The 15,063-nt window shown below is 73.6% G+C and carries 14 protein-coding genes; 8 read left to right on the top strand and 6 right to left on the bottom strand.

Going from position 1 to position 15,063, the window contains the following annotated elements; genetic code table 11:
* Positions 1 to 5: 5 nt before the first annotated feature.
* The 4 genes from cobN (at position 6) to ABII15_RS18550 (ending at position 6,193) form a co-directional block, all read left to right on the top strand.
* On the top strand, positions 6 to 3,677 hold the full coding sequence (gene cobN / locus ABII15_RS18565) for a cobaltochelatase subunit CobN (protein WP_353943450.1): 3,672 nt from the start codon (positions 6 to 8) through the stop codon (positions 3,675 to 3,677).
* A gap of 30 nt (positions 3,678 to 3,707) precedes the next feature.
* The gene (locus tag ABII15_RS18560) at positions 3,708 to 3,932 is read left to right on the top strand and encodes a hypothetical protein (protein ID WP_353943449.1); all 225 of its coding nucleotides are present in this window, start codon (positions 3,708 to 3,710) and stop codon (positions 3,930 to 3,932) included.
* Between the two features lie 33 nt (positions 3,933 to 3,965).
* Entirely contained in the window at positions 3,966 to 4,913 is a 948-nt protein-coding gene (gene sigJ, locus ABII15_RS18555) for an RNA polymerase sigma factor SigJ (RefSeq protein WP_353943448.1), read from the top strand.
* A gap of 119 nt (positions 4,914 to 5,032) precedes the next feature.
* Entirely contained in the window at positions 5,033 to 6,193 is a 1,161-nt protein-coding gene (locus ABII15_RS18550) for an FAD-dependent oxidoreductase (RefSeq protein WP_353943447.1), read from the top strand.
* 4 nt (positions 6,194 to 6,197) lie between these two features.
* Here ABII15_RS18550 and ABII15_RS18545 read toward each other — a convergent pair whose 3' ends face one another.
* The 4 genes from ABII15_RS18545 to ABII15_RS18530 all read right to left on the bottom strand — a co-directional run bounded on the left by ABII15_RS18545 (position 6,198) and on the right by ABII15_RS18530 (position 9,811).
* A complete protein-coding gene (locus ABII15_RS18545) occupies positions 6,198 to 7,844 on the bottom strand; it encodes an acyl-CoA dehydrogenase family protein (protein ID WP_353943446.1) in 1,647 nt (548 codons plus the stop codon).
* A 16-nt stretch (positions 7,845 to 7,860) separates the two neighbouring features.
* A complete protein-coding gene (locus tag ABII15_RS18540) occupies positions 7,861 to 8,478 on the bottom strand; it encodes a TetR/AcrR family transcriptional regulator (RefSeq protein WP_353943445.1) in 618 nt (205 codons plus the stop codon).
* Positions 8,479 to 8,541: 63 nt separating this feature from the next.
* Entirely contained in the window at positions 8,542 to 8,763 is a 222-nt protein-coding gene (locus tag ABII15_RS18535; RefSeq protein ID WP_353943444.1) for a twin-arginine translocase TatA/TatE family subunit, read from the bottom strand.
* A 37-nt stretch (positions 8,764 to 8,800) separates the two neighbouring features.
* A complete protein-coding gene (locus ABII15_RS18530; protein ID WP_353943443.1) occupies positions 8,801 to 9,811 on the bottom strand; it encodes a sporulation protein in 1,011 nt (336 codons plus the stop codon).
* 281 nt (positions 9,812 to 10,092) lie between these two features.
* Between ABII15_RS18530 and ABII15_RS18525 the strand changes: the two genes are divergently transcribed.
* The 3 genes from ABII15_RS18525 (at position 10,093) to ABII15_RS18515 (ending at position 12,999) form a co-directional block, all read left to right on the top strand.
* Positions 10,093 to 11,427 (top strand): hemolysin family protein, encoded by a 1,335-nt coding sequence (locus ABII15_RS18525; protein WP_353943442.1) that lies wholly within the window; start codon positions 10,093 to 10,095, stop codon positions 11,425 to 11,427.
* Positions 11,424 to 12,467 carry a hemolysin family protein gene (locus ABII15_RS18520; RefSeq protein WP_353943441.1) on the top strand — a complete coding sequence of 348 codons (1,044 nt, stop codon included), beginning with the start codon at positions 11,424 to 11,426 and terminating at the stop codon, positions 12,465 to 12,467. Before ABII15_RS18525 ends, ABII15_RS18520 begins: the two co-directional genes overlap by 4 nt.
* Positions 12,468 to 12,543: 76 nt before the next feature.
* On the top strand, positions 12,544 to 12,999 hold the full coding sequence (locus ABII15_RS18515) for a TerB family tellurite resistance protein (RefSeq protein WP_353943440.1): 456 nt from the start codon (positions 12,544 to 12,546) through the stop codon (positions 12,997 to 12,999).
* Positions 13,000 to 13,172: 173 nt separating this feature from the next.
* On the opposite strand, the gene ABII15_RS18510 is transcribed toward ABII15_RS18515, so the two are convergent.
* A complete protein-coding gene (locus ABII15_RS18510) occupies positions 13,173 to 14,111 on the bottom strand; it encodes a M56 family metallopeptidase (RefSeq protein WP_353943439.1) in 939 nt (312 codons plus the stop codon).
* A 4-nt stretch (positions 14,112 to 14,115) separates the two neighbouring features.
* A complete protein-coding gene (locus tag ABII15_RS18505) occupies positions 14,116 to 14,505 on the bottom strand; it encodes a BlaI/MecI/CopY family transcriptional regulator (RefSeq protein WP_353943438.1) in 390 nt (129 codons plus the stop codon).
* A gap of 133 nt (positions 14,506 to 14,638) precedes the next feature.
* Between ABII15_RS18505 and ABII15_RS18500 the strand changes: the two genes are divergently transcribed.
* Positions 14,639 to 15,019: a metalloregulator ArsR/SmtB family transcription factor gene (locus ABII15_RS18500; protein ID WP_353943437.1), complete on the top strand. Its 381-nt coding sequence runs from the start codon at positions 14,639 to 14,641 to the stop codon at positions 15,017 to 15,019.
* Positions 15,020 to 15,063: the final 44 nt, after the last annotated feature.

Below are 15,063 nucleotides of genomic sequence, written 5' to 3'. Positions count from 1 at the left end.
GACGCATGCCCCAGCAGCTGCTGCTCCTGTCGACCTCCGACACCGACCTGCTCAGCGCCCGCGCGGCGAACGCCGCCGATGACGCGCCGGTCGCGTACCGCTTCGCGAACCCCTCCCGGATCAGCGTCGAGCACGATCTCGACGCACTCCTCGACGGCGCAGGACTGGTCGTCGTACGGCTCCTGGGCGGGGTCCGCGCCTGGCAGGACGGCATCGACCGGCTGACCGCCGCCGGGGTGCCGCTGGTCGTCCTCACCGGTGAACAGGCCCCGGACGCCCAGCTGATGGCGGCCTCCACGGTGCCCGTCGGCATCGCGGCCGAGGCCCACAAGTACCTGGCGCACGGCGGCCCGGAGAACCTGACGCAGCTGGCCCGCTTCCTCTCCGACACCGTGCTCCTCACCGGCCACGGCTTCGAGCCGCCGCAGCCCGCGCCCGCCTGGGGCCCGCTGGAGCGCCCGGCGTCGCGGGCCGACGGCCCCACGGTCGCCGTGCTCTACTACCGCGCCCACCACATGAGCGGCAACACCGCGTTCGTACACACCCTGTGCGACGCGATCGAGGCGTCCGGCGCCCGCCCGCTCCCGCTCTACGTGGCGTCGCTGCGCACCCCCGAGCCCGCGCTGATCGAGGCCCTGTCCGGCGCCGACGCCATCGTCACCACCGTCCTCGCGGCCGGCGGCACCCGCCCCGCCGAGGCGAGCGCGGGCGGCGACGACGAGGCCTGGGACGCGGGCGCGCTGACCGGGCTCGACGTGCCGATCCTGCAAGCCCTGTGCCTCACCTCGTCCCGCGCGGACTGGGAGGAGAACGACGAGGGCGTCTCCCCGCTCGACGCCGCCACGCAGATCGCGGTGCCGGAGTTCGACGGCCGCCTGATCACCGTCCCGTTCTCCTTCAAGGAGATCGACGAGGACGGGCTTCCCGCCTACATCGGCGACCCCGAGCGTGCCGCCCGCGTCGCCGGGATCGCCGTCCGCCACGCGCGCCTGCGGCACATCCCCGCCCGCGACAAGAAGCTGGCGCTGGTCCTGTCCGCGTACCCGACCAAGCACTCCCGGATCGGCAACGCGGTGGGCCTGGACACCCCCGCCTCCGCGATCGTGCTGCTCAAGCGGCTGCTCGACGAGGGCTACGACTTCGGGGACCCGGCCGCCATACCGGGCCTCGCCTCCGGCGACGGCGACGAACTGATCCGCGCGCTCATCGACGCCGGCGGCCACGACCAGGAGTGGCTGACCGAGGAGCAGCTCGCCAAGAACCCGGTCCGCATCCCGGCCGCCGACTACAAGCGCTGGTACGCGACGCTGCCGCAGGAGCTGCGGGACGCCGTCGAGCGGCACTGGGGCCCGCCGCCCGGCGAGATGTTCCTCGACCGCTCCCGCAATCCCGAGGGCGACATCGTGCTCGCCGCCCTGCGCCGCGGGAACCTGCTCGTCCTCATCCAGCCGCCGCGCGGCTTCGGCGAGAACCCGATCGCGATCTACCACGACCCCGATCTCCCGCCGTCCCACCACTACTTGGCGGCCTACCGCTGGATCGCCGCCTCCGCCGACGACGGCGGCTTCGGCGCCGACGCGATGATCCACCTCGGCAAGCACGGCAACCTGGAGTGGCTGCCCGGCAAGAACGCGGGCCTGTCCGCCGCCTGCGCGCCCGACGCCGCGCTCGGCGACCTGCCGCTGGTGTACCCGTTCCTCGTGAACGACCCCGGCGAGGGCACCCAGGCCAAGCGCCGCGTGCACGCCACGCTCATCGACCACCTGGTGCCGCCGATGGCGCGCGCCGACTCCTACGGCGACATCGCGCGCCTGGAGCAACTCCTCGACGAGTACGCGCAGATCTCGTCCATGGACCCGGCGAAGCTGCCCGCGATCCGGGCCCAGATCTGGACGCTGATCCAGGCCGCGAAGCTCGACCACGACCTGGGCCTGGAGGCCCGGCCCGACGACGACGGGTTCGACGACTTCCTGCTGCACGTCGACGGCTGGCTGTGCGAGGTCAAGGACGCGCAGATCCGTGACGGGCTGCATGTCCTCGGGCAGGCGCCGGGCGGTGCCGACCGGGTCAATCTGGTGCTGGCCATTTTGCGGGCCCGCCAGATCTGGGGCGGGAGTTCGGCGCTTCCCGGGTTGCGCGAGGCGCTGGGGCTCGACGAGTCGAAGGCGACCCGGGTCGATGCCGATGCCGCTGAGGCGGCGGCCCGTGCGCTTGTCGAGGCGATGGAGGCCGCTTCCTGGTCGCCCGAGGCCGTTCCCGCCGCGATGGCGCTGGCGTCACGGGGCTCCGCCCCGGACCCCGCTCCTCAATCGCCGGAGGGGCTGGATCTGGTTGCTGACATTCTGACCTTCGCCGCCCGCGAGGTCGTTCCGCGTCTCAACGCCACCACCGCCGAACTCGACCACTCCGTACGGGCGTTGGAGGGGCGTTTCGTGCCCGCCGGGCCGTCCGGGTCGCCGTTGCGCGGGCTGGTCAACGTGCTGCCCACCGGGCGGAACTTCTACTCCGTCGACCCGAAGGCCGTCCCCTCCCGTCTCGCGTGGGAGACCGGGCAGGCGCTCGCCGACTCCCTGATCGAGCGCTACCGGCAGGACAACGACGGGCAGTACCCCACCTCCGTCGGCCTCTCCCTGTGGGGCACGAGCGCCATGCGCACCGCGGGCGACGACATCGCCGAGGCGTTCGCGCTGCTCGGCATCCGCCCGGTCTGGGACGACGCCTCGCGCCGGGTCACGGGCCTGGAGGCGATCCCGTACGAGGAACTGGGCCGCCCCCGCATCGACGTGACCCTGCGCATCTCCGGGTTCTTCCGTGACGCGTTCCCGCACACGATCGGCCTGCTCGACGACGCGGTGCGCCTCGCGGCCTCCCTCGACGAGCCGGACGAGCACAACCACGTCCGCGCCCACACGCAGGCCGACCTCGCCGAGCACGGCGACGAACGCCGCGCGACCACCCGCATCTTCGGCTCCCGGCCCGGCACGTACGGCGCGGGCCTGCTCCAGCTCATCGACTCCAAGGACTGGCGCACCGACGCCGACCTCGCCGAGGTGTACACGGTGTGGGGCGGTTACGCGTACGGCCGCGGCCTCGACGGCAAGGCGGCCCGCGGCGAGATGGAGACCGCCTACAAGCGGATCGCCGTCGCCGCCAAGAACACGGACACCCGCGAGCACGACATCGCCGACTCCGACGACTACTTCCAGTACCACGGCGGCATGGTCGCCACCGTGCGCGCGCTGCGCGGCACCGCGCCCGAGGCGTACATCGGCGACTCGACGCGCCCCGAGACGGTCCGCACCCGCACCCTCGTCGAGGAGACGTCCCGCGTCTTCCGGGCCCGCGTCGTGAACCCCAAGTGGATCGAGGCGATGCGCCGCCACGGCTACAAGGGCGCCTTCGAACTCGCCGCCACCGTGGACTACTTGTTCGGCTACGACGCCACGACCGGCGTCATCGCCGACTGGATGTACGACAAGCTCACGGAGACGTACGTCCTCGACGAGACCAACCGCCAGTTCCTCTCCGAGGCCAACCCGTGGGCCCTGCACGGCATCGCCGAGCGGCTCCTGGAGGCCGAGTCGCGCGGCATGTGGGAGAAGCCCGACCCGCAGGTCCTCGAAGCGCTGCGCCAGGTGTACCTGGAGACCGAGGGCGACCTGGAGGCCGACGAGTAGCCGAAAGGTGCTACGGAGTCCGCGGGAAAGATGGCACAGCCGTCGCACGGCGAACATCCCCACAGCACCTGGAAGTACCTGTACGCGCGCGCCTGTGTCCCCGTCCACCTCCTGATCGACCGGGAAGCCGGGCAGGTCACCGTCTGCGCGTCCCCCGAGGACGACGACTACACGACCAAGTCCTCGTACAGGACGGGCCTCGCGGTCCCGCTCCCGGCGCCTCTCGGCTTCGACCTGGACACCGCGGAGTTCTGAGCCGTCTCCCGGGGGCGGGTTAGGATCCGGGCCATGGCCGTGACCGAGCGCGACGTGGACCGCTTCGAGGCCGCGAGGCCGCGCCTGGAAGCCATCGCCTACCGGCTGCTCGGCTCGGCGAGCGAGGCCGAGGACGCCGCGCAGGAGACGTACCTGCGCTGGCAGGCCGCCGACACCGGGCGGATCGAGGTGCCCGAGGCCTGGCTGACCAAGGTGCTCACCAACTACTGCCTCAATCAGCTGGCGTCGGCCCGCGCCCGCCGCGAGACGTACGTGGGCGCCTGGCTGCCGGAGCCGCTGCTCGCCGGCGACCCGATGCTCGGCCCGGCCGGCACCGCCGAGCAGCGCGACTCGGTCTCGTACGCGGTCCTCGTCCTCCTGGAGCGGCTGAGTCCGAACGAGCGGGCGGTGTACGTGCTGAAGGAGGCGTTCGCCTACTCGCACCGGGAGATCGCCGGGATCCTCGACATCAGCGAGGCCGCCAGCCAGCAGACCTTCCACCGCGCCCGGCGGCACGTCGCGGACGGCCGGGCCCGCGCCGAGATCGACGAGGCCGCCGCCCGGCGGGTCGTGGCGGAGTTCCTGGTGGCCGCCACCAGCGGCCGCACCGAGCCGCTGGTCGCGCTGCTCACCCAGGACGCCATCGCGATCGGCGACGGCGGCGGGAAGGTGCCCGCGCGGGCGAGCGCGTTCGTGGGCGCGAAGGCGGTCGCCACGTTCATGCGCGGCCTGTTCAGGCCCGCGAAGGCCAAGCAGGACCTGATCGGCGGCTCGCCCGAGGTGTACGTGTCGACGGCCAACGGCGCGGTCGCCGTCGTCGCGGTCCTCGGCGGGCGGGTCGTCGGCGTCATGTGCCCGGAGTTCGGGGACGGCGGCCTCGCCGCGTTCCGCAGCCAGGTCAACCCCGACAAGCTGGAGCGCGCCACCCGGCAGTGGGCGGCCGCGGACCACGGGGAGCCGCTGCTGAAGGCGGCCTTCTGACCGGCTTCGCCGGGAGTGACGCGGGTCACGTCAGGGGGTTGTCAGGAAACAGGGTGCTGTCCGGTTCAAGAGGCGAGCCCGCCCGGAACGGGGGCGGCCAGAGCCTGTAGGAGCCCGCCATGCAGCAGCACCGCATCGTCGTCCTCGGCGCCGGCTACACCGGAGCCACCGTCGCCGGCCGCCTCGCCCGTCGGCTGCACCGGGACGACGTCCGCATCACCCTCGTCAACGCGGAGGCCGACTTCGTCGAGCGCGTCCGCATGCACCAGCTCGCCACCGGCCAGGACCTCGCCCGCCGCCCGCTCGCCGGCATGTTCGCCGGTACGGGCGTCGAGGTGCGGATCGCGCAGGTCACCGCCGTCGACGCCGAGCGCAAGGAGGTGACGGTCGCCGCCGGGGAGGGTGAGGAGGCGCTGCCCTACGACACCCTCGTCTACGCGCTCGGCAGCGGCTGGGACGACCACGGTGTGCCCGGCGCCGCCGCGCACGCCCACCAGATCGCGAGCCGCCCCGGCGCCCTGCGGCTGCGCGAGCGGCTGGCCGGACTCGCCCCGGGGCAGGCGGTGGTCGTCGTCGGCGGCGGTCTCACCGGTGTGGAGGCCGCGACCGAGATCGCCGAGGCCCGCCCCGACCTGGCCGTCGCGCTCGCCGCCCGCGGCGCCCTCGGCGACTGGCTCTCCGCCAAGGGCCGCGCCCACCTGCGCAGGGTCGTGGACCGGCTCGGCATCACGGTGCACGAGCACACCGCCGTGACGGCCGTCGACGCGGACCACGTGACCACCGGGGCCGGGGCGCCGCTGCCCGCCGCGGTGACCGTGTGGACCGCCGGGTTCGCCGTCCACCCCATCGCCAAGGCCACCACCCTGGAGGTCTCGGAGACCGGGCAGATCGTCGTCGACCGCACCCTGCGCGCCGTCTCCCACCCGGACGTCTACGCCGTCGGCGACGCGGCCCTGGTGGAAGGTCCCGGCGACAAGCCGCTGCGGATGTCGTGCGCCTCGGGCGTCCCCTCGGCCTGGCAGGCCGCCGACGCGATCGCCGCCCGCCTGTCGGGCGCCGAGGTGCCGACGGTGCCGATCCGCTACTTCAACCAGTGCGTCTCGCTGGGCCGCAAGGAGGGCCTGATCCAGTTCGTCACCGCCGACGACCGGTCCAAGAAGTCGGCCCTGACCGGCCGCACGGCCGCCCTCTACAAGGAACTCGTCTGCAAGGGCGCGGCCTGGGGCGTCGCCCACCCCACGCTCGGGATGCCCGGCGGCCACCGCCGTGTGGCGGTCTGAACGCTCAGGCGGGCAGCCGCTCGATCAGGGCCGCGAAGTCGGTCCCCGGCGGCAGCGTGCCGAACGCCAGGCCCTGGTCGCCGCCGAGCCGCGACGCGCAGAACGCGTCCGCGACGGCGGCCGGGGCGTGCCGTACGAGGAGCGAGCCCTGGAGCACCAGGGCGGCCCGCTCGATGACGCGGCGGGCGCGCAGCGGGGCGTCCTCGGTGAGCACCAACTGCTCCTTCAACTCCCGCCAGGCGGCGTCCAGTCGGCGGTCCGCGCCGGACGCGGCCTCGATCTCCGTACGGAACGCCTCCAGGGACGCGGGCTCGCGGGCCAGGGCGCGCAGCATGTCGAGCGCGTTGACGTTGCCCGAGCCCTCCCAGATGCCGTTCAGCGGGGCCTCGCGGTACAGCCTGGGCATGCCCGATGCCTCGTCGTAGCCGTTGCCGCCGAGGCATTCCAGGGCCTCGGCGACGATGCCCGGCTGCCGCTTGCACACCCAGTACTTGGCGACGGCGGTGGCCAGCCGCAGGAAGGCGCGCTCGCCGGTGTCGCCGCGCTGGGCCCGGTCGGCGGCCCCGGCCAGGCGCAGGCCGAGCGTGGTGGCGGCCTCCGACTCCAGGCCCAGGTCGCCGAGGACGTTGCGCATCAGCGGCTGGTCGATCAGCCTGGCGCCGAACACCGAGCGGTACCGGGAGTGGTGGACGGCCTGGGCCAGCGCCTCGCGGATGTGCCCGGCCGAGCCGAGGACGCAGTCGAGCCGAGTCATCGTCACCATGTCGATGATGGTCCGCACGCCCTTGCCCTCGTCGCCGACGAGCCACGCGACGGTGTCGTCGAACTCGGGCTCGCTGGAGGCGTTCGAGCGGTTGCCGAGCTTGTCCTTCAGGCGCTGGATGCGGAAGGTGTTGCGGCTGCCGTCGGGGAGCACGCGCGGCACGAGGAAGCAGGACAGGCCGCCGGGTGCCTGCGCGAGGACGAGGAACAGGTCGTTCATCGGAGCGCTGGTGAACCACTTGTGGCCGCGCAACCGCCAGCTGCCGTCCGGCTGTTCGACCGCCGACGTGGTGTTGGCGCGCACGTCGGTGCCGCCCTGCTTCTCCGTCATGCCCATCCCGGCGAGCAGCCCGCGCTTCTGCGCGGGGGCGCGCAGCCCCGGGTCGTAGACGGTGGAGGTGAGCAGCGGCTCGTACGTCTTGGCGAGGTCGGGGGAGCGGCGCAGGGCGGGGATCACGGCGTACGTCATGGAGACCGGGCACATGTGGCCCTGCTCCATCATGGTGGCGACCATGAACGTCGCGGCGCGGGCGACGTGGGCGCCGGGCCGCTCGTCGGCCCAGGCCGAACCGGCGGCGCCCGCGCCGACCGTGGCGGTCATCAGGGAGTGGTAGGCGGGGTGGAAGTCGACCTCGTCGATCCGGTTGCCGTAGCGGTCGTGGGTGCGCAGTTCGGGCTCGAAGCGATTGGCCTGGTCGGCCCAGGTGCGGGCCTCCTCGCTGCCGACGAGCCGGCCGAAGCGGTGCAGGTCGTCGAGGTGCCAGGCGGCTCCCTCGCGTCGCACGCCCTCGGTCAGCACCGCGTCGTCGGCGGCGTCGTGACCGGTCAGCGGCGGCGCCTGGTTGGTGACGTCGTGCGTCACGGCGGTGGGGTGGCTGGTCGCGGTCATGACGGCTCCTCCGGCTTCAGGCGGTGGTCGGGTCGGCGGCGCCCGCGCAGCGCAGCACGGTGGCGGTGAGTTCGGCGACGATCTCGTCGGGCGCCGTCCCGTCCGGGGCGCCCAGGGGGTACGCGAGGACCTCGCCGACCGCGCCGGTGAGCGCGGCGGCGGTGATCTCGGCGTGCTGCGGCGGGAGTTGGCCGGCCGCGGTGCCCTCGCGGACGACCTCGGCGAAGAGCGCGCGGTAGCGGCGGCGGAAGTCGAGGCGCTCGGCGCCGACCGCCGGTTCGGCGGGGGCGGCGAGCAGCGCGTAGGCCAGGCCGCGGTTCTCCAGGGCGCGGCGGGCGAACACGCCGACGCCGGAGGCCAGCCGCGCGACGGGATCGCCGGGGCCGTGCAGCACCTCGTCGAGCACCTCGACCTCGTGGCCCGCGGCCCGCCGGAAGACCTCGACGGCGAGCGCGGACTTGGACGGGAAGTGCTGGTAGACGGAGCCCGCCGCGATGCCCGCCGAGTCCGCGACGGCCGTCACCGACGCCTGGGACCAGCCGACTTCGGCGACGACCGCGGTGGCGCAGGCGATCAGGTGCTCACGGGCGGCGTCGAGGCGGCGCAGCTCGGCGGGGGTCTTGCGGTAGGCCATGCAAGCAGTGAACCACCATTCAGAACATCACGCCATGGTCCTCGGCGCCCTGTCCGCGAGGAGTTACGCCCGGGGCTCCTCCTTCGGGGGCACGGTCTCGCCCGGGATCACCCGCGGCGCCCGCGCCGGACCGTCCTCGGCGTCCTGCTCCTTCAGCGCTCGCGCCTCGGCCTTGAGGATGCGGGCCGACTTGCCCGCGCTGCGGACCAGTTCGGGCAGTTTCTTCACGCCGATGACGACGGCGGCGATGATCAGGACGATGGCCACTTCACTGAGTCCGAACACGGTCAGTCCTCGCCGTCCTCGCTGTTGCCGAACATGGTCAGTCCTCGCCGTCCTCGTCGTCGTCGCCCTCGAAGAAGTCTCCGACCTCGTCGACGACTTCGGCGGCCACGAGCCCGCCGACCACCCCGACGGCGAGCCCGGCGGCGCCCGCCGCGACGGCCGTCCCGACACCGGGACCGGAGCGGTGCCCGTGCCCGTGCCCATGCCCGTGGTCGTGGTGGTCGTCGTACCCGTGGTGGTGGCCCGCGCCGTACGCCGCGTGGTCGCCGTACGCCCCGTGGTGCTCCACCAGCTGCCGGACCCAGCCGTCGACCAGCGTGTTCCAGTCGTGGTGGTGGATGCCGTCGTGGGCGACGGTGAAGCGGGTGAGCGCGTCGTGCCCGCCGCCGAACGGGCCGCCGCGCTTGTCGGCCTCCAGGACCACCTCCATGCCGCCGGGGGTGGCGAGGAAGGTCACCTCGATCTCCTCGACCGCGTGCGCGTAGGCCGGGGCCGGGGTCAGCTCGATCTCCTGGTAGAAGGGGAGCTGCTGGCCGGTGCCGCCGATGCGCCCGTACTCCAGGTCGGCCGACTTGAAGCCGAAGCCGAGCTGCCCGAACGCCTCCAGGACCGCCTCCTGCACCGGGAGCGGGCCGACGGCGAGCGGGTCGAGGTCGCCCTTGTCCCGGGCGCCGGCCACCGACAGCTCGGTGCGCACCCCCAGGACGATGCCGAGCTGCTGCCCGTACAGCTCGGTGACCGGGGTCTCCCAGGGCAGCGTCACGGAGAACGGCACCGTGTGCTCGGCGCCCGCGGTCAGCCGGAAGCCGCCGCCGACCACGAACCGGTCGAAGGTCACCGCGCCCACGTCCTCGTGGTCGCCCTGTTCGGCCTCGACCCGGGCGACCAGCTCCAGGGTGATGTGCTCGATGTCGAAGTCGCCGCTGCCGCCGGTGAGCCGGACCTGTCCCGACAGGGTGCCGCCGGGGGCGGCGGCCCCGGGCGCGAGGACGGTGTCGACGGTGGGGCCGCCCACGCCGAGTGAGCCGAGCAGTCGTTTGAACACCATCGAGGCGTTCACTCCCTTATGTGCGTACGAGGGCTACGGGGATTGCGGGGATTGCGGGGGTTGCAGGGGTTACAGGGGTGGGGACGCCGGGAACTACACCGAACCCGGCCACGTTCTACAGGCGCGTAGAAGGATATGCGTTTTTGCCTCGCCGCCCCACCGTCACGACCCGCCGAGATCAGCCGATCTCCCGAGTGCGAAGGAGCCAGGCCCGCGATGGGTGAGCCCCCGAGTAGCCGACCACCGATGACCGAGACACCCGGGCAGGGGGTGGGGCGGTCATGACCGAGCTGCTGCTGCTCGGCCTCGCGCTGCTGCTCACGCTCGCCTGCGCGCTGTTCGTCGCGGCCGAGTTCTCCCTGACGACCGTCGAGCGGGGCGAGCTGGAGCGCGCCGCCGCCGCCGGTGAGCGCGGTGCGGCCGGCGCACTGAAGGCCGTACGGCACCTGACGTTCCAGCTCTCCGGGGCCCAGCTCGGCATCACCGTCACCTCGCTGGTGATCGGCATGCTCGCCGAGCCCTCGATCTCGGCGCTGCTGCGCGGCCCGCTGGAGGCGGCGGGGCTCGGCGGTGCCGCCACGTCGGTCTCCTCCGTGCTCGGCGTCGCCCTGTCCACGGTGGTCCTGATGGTCGTCGGCGAACTGGTGCCGAAGAACTGGGCGATCGCCCGCCCCGTCCCCGTGGCCAAGGTCGTCGCCGGGCCGCAGCGCGGATTCACCGCCGCCTTCGGCCCGTTCATCCGCCACCTGAACAACACGGCGAACCGCGCGGTGCGCCGCTTCGGCCTGGAGCCCGCCGAGGAGCTGGCCTCCGCCCGCACCCCGGAGGAGCTGGTCGCGCTCGCCCGGCACTCCGCCGCCGAGGGCGCCCTGGAGGCCGACTCGGCCGAACTGTTCGTGCGCACCCTGCACTTGAGCGAGCTGACCGCGGAGAACGTGATGACGCCGCGCGTCGACGTCCGCTCCCTGGAGGCGCACGCCACGGCGGCCGACGCGGCGGAGCTGACCCACGCCACCGGCCTGTCCCGCTTCCCGGTCCACCGCGACGGCCTCGACGACGTCATCGGCACTGTCCACATCCGCGACGTCCTGGCCCTGGAGCCGGACCGGCGGCCCCTCACTCCGGTCACCGAGCTGGCCACCGAGCCGCTGCTGGTCCCCGACAGCCTGCCCGCCGACCGGCTCCTGGAGCGGCTGCGCGAGACCCGCACGATGGCCGTCGTCATCGACGAGTACGGCGGCACCGCCGGAGTGGCGACCATGGAGGACATCGTCGAGGAGGTCGTCGGCGAGGTCCGCGACGAGCACGACCCGGTCAGCGCCCCCGACCTGCGGCCCGCGGGCCCCGGCCCCGACGGCCGCGCGAGCTGGGAGGCCGAGGGCGGCGTCCGCATCGACGAGCTGGCCCGGATCGGACTCACCGCGCCCGAGGGCCCGTACGAGACGGTGGCCGGACTCGTCGCCACCCGCCTGGCCCGCATCCCCGAGCCCGGCGACACCGTGGACCTCGGCGGCTGGCGGCTGACCGTGCTCGGCGTCGACCACCACCGCGCGGGCCGCGTCCGCGTCACCGCACCCGCGGCTCCCGTACCGCACCTGCCCGAGGACGCCCGATGACCGCTCTCCAGCTCGCCATCGGCGCCCTGACCCTGCTGACCAACGCGTTCTTCGTCGGCGCCGAGTTCTCCCTGATCTCCGTACGCCGCGACCAGATCGAGCCCCACGCGCGTGAGGGCGGCAAGCGGGCGAGGACCGTGCTGTGGGCGCTCCAGCACATCAGCGCCATGCTGGCCACGGCCCAACTCGGCATCACCGTCTCCTCGTTGGCGCTCGGCGCGGTCGCCGAGCCGGCCATCGCCCATCTCCTCGAACCGGCCTTCGAGGCGGTGCACGTCCCGCACGCCCTCGTCCACCCGCTCTCCTTCGTCATCGCGCTGACCGCCGCGACGTACGCGCACATGCTCTTCGGCGAGATGGTGCCGAAGAACATCGCGCTCGCCGCGCCCGTGCGTACGGCCCTGCTGCTCGGCCCGCCGCTGGTCGGCCTCACCCGCGCCCTCGGCCCGGTCGTCTTCGGCATCAACGCCTTCGCCAACGCCCTGCTGCGGCTGCTCGGGGTCGAGCCCAAGGACGAGGTCGAGGCGGTCTTCACCGACGACCAGCTGGCCCGCATCGTGCTCGACTCCAGCGAGGCGGGCCTGCTCTCGCCCGCCGACGGGGAGCGGCTGCGCGACGCCCTGGAGCTGGGCACCCGCCCGGTCGGCGAGATCGTCGTGCCCGCGCGGTCGATGCGCACGGTGCCGGACACCATCACGCCCGCCGGTCTGGAGCGGGCGGCTGCCGGGGCCGGGTTCTCCCGCTTCCCCGTCACCGGGGCGGACGGCGCCGCGCTCCTCGGCTATCTGCACATCAAGGACACCCTCGGCGTCGTCGACCGGGACCGGCCCTTCCCGCGCGACGTCCTGCACCCGCTGACCCGGGTCCGCATCGACACCCCGCTCGACGACACCCTCACGGCGCTGCGCGCGCAGGGAAGCCATCTCGCCGCCGTCACCGGCGACAAGGGGACCGTGATCGGCTTCGTGACGATGGAGGACGTGCTGTCCGAACTGGTGGGCGGGCGGAACTTTCCCGGGGAGCCGCTAGTTTCTACATAGCTGTAGAAGCGTATGGCTGTAGAAGCGAACAGCTGTTGAAGCAGACTTCAAGGACCCTCCAACCGAAGGAACGCTCGTGGCCCTGTGGGACCGCATCAAGGAATCCGCGTCGACGATGCAGACGCAGCTGGTGGCGAAGAAGAACGACCTGAAGTCGGGCGCCTTTCGCGACGCCTCGATGGCGATGTGCGCGCTGGTGGCCGCCGCCGACGGCACGATCGACCCGTCGGAGCGCCGCCGCGTCGCCCAACTGATCATGAGCAACGAGGTGTTGCAGAACTTCCCGGCGGACGACCTCCAGCGCCGCTTCGAGGCGAACCTGGACAAGCTGACCGCCGACTTCGACTTCGGCAAGGTGAGCGTGCTCCAGGAAGTCGCCAAGGCCAAGAAGAAGGAGGCCGAGGCGCGGGCCGTGATCCAGATCGGCATCGTCATCGGCGGCGCCGACGGCGACTTCGACGCCACCGAGCGGGCCGTCGTGCGCGAGGCGTGCCAGATGCTGGGGCTGCCTCCGCAGGAGTTCGACCTCTAGGCACCGGGGAGTCCGTCGTCGCGTGCGGCTCTCGTCGTGGCCGGTCGCGCAGTTCCCCGCGCCCCTGTGGCAGGCGCTTCGCGCCGCCTCCCCTGAAGGCCGCAGGCCTTTCAGGGGCGCGGGGAACTGCGCGAGAAGCGGCCACCGGGCCCGCAGTCGACCGACAACCGTCGTCACCAAGGCGTCGCGGCGTGCAGCGTGACGGCGAGGGTGAGGGCCGAGTTCGCGGAGGACATCGCGGAGGCGGCCGCGCCCGCGCCCGCCGTCCACACGGCGAGCCCCACGGTGGTGAACGCGGGAAGGCGGCCCGCCGTGGGCGGGGCCGGGCCCAGCAGCGCCGCGACCCGGCGCGGCACCGGACCCGGCGCCGCCAGGTGCGCGAAGACCGGCTCGCGCACCGCCCCGCCGGACAGCGCCACCTTGCCGATCGCCCGAGCGACCGCCCTGCGATCACCCACCCGCGCGGCGGCCTCCTCGTCCGCCCACCGCTCCGCCGTGTACGCCACGGCCGAACTCAGCGGGCGCAGAAAGGGATTGAGCCGCGCCGCGAGCCGGACGGTCAGCAGATGCCGGTGGTGCCGGGCCGTCAGATGGGCCCGCTCATGGGCGAACACCGCCCGCCGTTCCGCGGAGCGCAGCCCCGCGAGCAGCGCCGTACTGACGACGATCCGGCCGCGCCCGCCCCGGCGCCCGGGCAGCGCGTACGCGTACGCCTCCGCGTCCGGCAGCACCGCGACTTCGGTGGCCGGCAGACCGGCCAGCGCGGCATGGGCGCGCCGCCGCAGCACCCCGTGCCGCCACAGCGTGCGCGCGGCGGCGGCGACGACGGCGACCAGCGCCGGGATGGCCGCCTTGCCCGCGATCTCGTCCTGCGGCACCGCGGCCCGCACCTCCGGGTCCGACCAGCCGTCGGGGAGCGGATTGCCCGGCAGCTGCGCCGTGCCGACCACCATCAGCAGCGCCAGACACAGCGTGCTGCACGCCGCCATCACCCCGGCCACCGCCGTGAGCAGCCGGGTCGCCGTGCGCGGATGCAGCCGGTGCGCGGCGAGCCGGGCCACCGGCCAGGCCGTCAGCGGCAGCACCAGCGGCAGGAAGACGAAGATGCCCACGGCCTCAGGAGCCGGCTTCCTCGTCGGCACGTTCGAGGAGCGCCCGCAGCACCTGCTCGTCGCCCTCGGGCAGCGAGGTGACGAAGCTGGCCAGGACCGCCTCCCGGTCCGCCTCCCCGTCCAGTACCTTGCGCATCTTCAGCGCGGCGAGCCCGGCCTCGTCGGACGTCGGCGTCCACACGAACGACCGCCCGTGGCGCTCGCGCGTGACGACGTCCTTGGCGTGCAGCCGGGCCAGGATGGTGATCACCGTGGTGTAGGCGAGATCGCCGCCGAGCCGGTCGCGCACCCAGCCGGCGTTCGCCGGACCGTCCGCCGCGCGCAGCGCGGCCAGGACCGCGAGCTCCAGTTCGCCCTGCGCGCGTCGACGGGGCTGTTGACGTGGATCCGGCACGCTGCTCCTCCTGGTGTCGCGTGGGTCGGCCCCTCCATCATCCCTGCCGGACCGAGCGGCAGCGGCCGCCCGGCCGCCACCTCTAGACTTGCGGCCGGAACGGACGGACACGACACGGGACGGGAGTGGGTCGGTGAGGCCAGGCTCAGGCGCTTCGGAACACCCGGGGTACTTCGGCGACCCGTCCGCGGACGTGCTGGGTCAGGCGGCGGAGGCGTTCGGCCTCCTCGCGTCCCCGGTGCGGCTGCACATGGTGTGGGCGCTCGCCCAGGGCGAGAGCGACGTCACCGGGCTCGCCGAGCGGGTGGGCGGCGCGCTGCCCGCCGTCAGCCAGCACCTGACCAAACTGAAGCTCGCCGGGCTTGTCCGGTCCCGCCGCGAGGGCCGCCGCCAGGTGTACTACGTCGACGACCCCGACATCGTCACCGTGGTGCGGCTCATGGTCGGCCAGCTGACCGAGCGTGCCGAGCAGGCCGGGGCTCCCGTGCGCCGGCACCGCGCCGCCGGAGCCTGAAGGCACCGCCGTGGCCCTGCCCGACTCCGGTCCGGACTCCCGGC

Source organism: Streptomyces sp. HUAS MG91, assembly GCF_040529335.1.
In the GTDB taxonomy this organism is placed as follows: domain Bacteria; phylum Actinomycetota; class Actinomycetes; order Streptomycetales; family Streptomycetaceae; genus Streptomyces; species Streptomyces tabacisoli.
This window is presented reverse-complemented; position numbering and strand designations above follow the sequence as displayed.

Bases quoted from the DNA above. Each gene is read 5' to 3' on its own strand.
- ABII15_RS18540 (WP_353943445.1), bottom strand. From the start codon at position 8,478: ATGGCCTACCGCAAGACCCCCGCCGAGCTGCGCCGCCTCGACGCCGCC.
- ABII15_RS18520 (WP_353943441.1), top strand. From the start codon at position 11,424: ATGACCGCTCTCCAGCTCGCCATCGGCGCCCTGACCCTGCTGACCAAC.
- cobN (WP_353943450.1), top strand. From the start codon at position 6: ATGCCCCAGCAGCTGCTGCTCCTGTCGACCTCCGACACCGACCTGCTC.
- ABII15_RS18550 (WP_353943447.1), top strand. From the start codon at position 5,033: ATGCAGCAGCACCGCATCGTCGTCCTCGGCGCCGGCTACACCGGAGCC.
- ABII15_RS18545 (WP_353943446.1), bottom strand. From the start codon at position 7,844: ATGACCGCGACCAGCCACCCCACCGCCGTGACGCACGACGTCACCAAC.
- ABII15_RS18525 (WP_353943442.1), top strand. From the start codon at position 10,093: ATGACCGAGCTGCTGCTGCTCGGCCTCGCGCTGCTGCTCACGCTCGCC.
- ABII15_RS18560 (WP_353943449.1), top strand. From the start codon at position 3,708: ATGGCACAGCCGTCGCACGGCGAACATCCCCACAGCACCTGGAAGTAC.
- sigJ (WP_353943448.1), top strand. From the start codon at position 3,966: ATGGCCGTGACCGAGCGCGACGTGGACCGCTTCGAGGCCGCGAGGCCG.
- ABII15_RS18530 (WP_353943443.1), bottom strand. From the start codon at position 9,811: ATGGTGTTCAAACGACTGCTCGGCTCACTCGGCGTGGGCGGCCCCACC.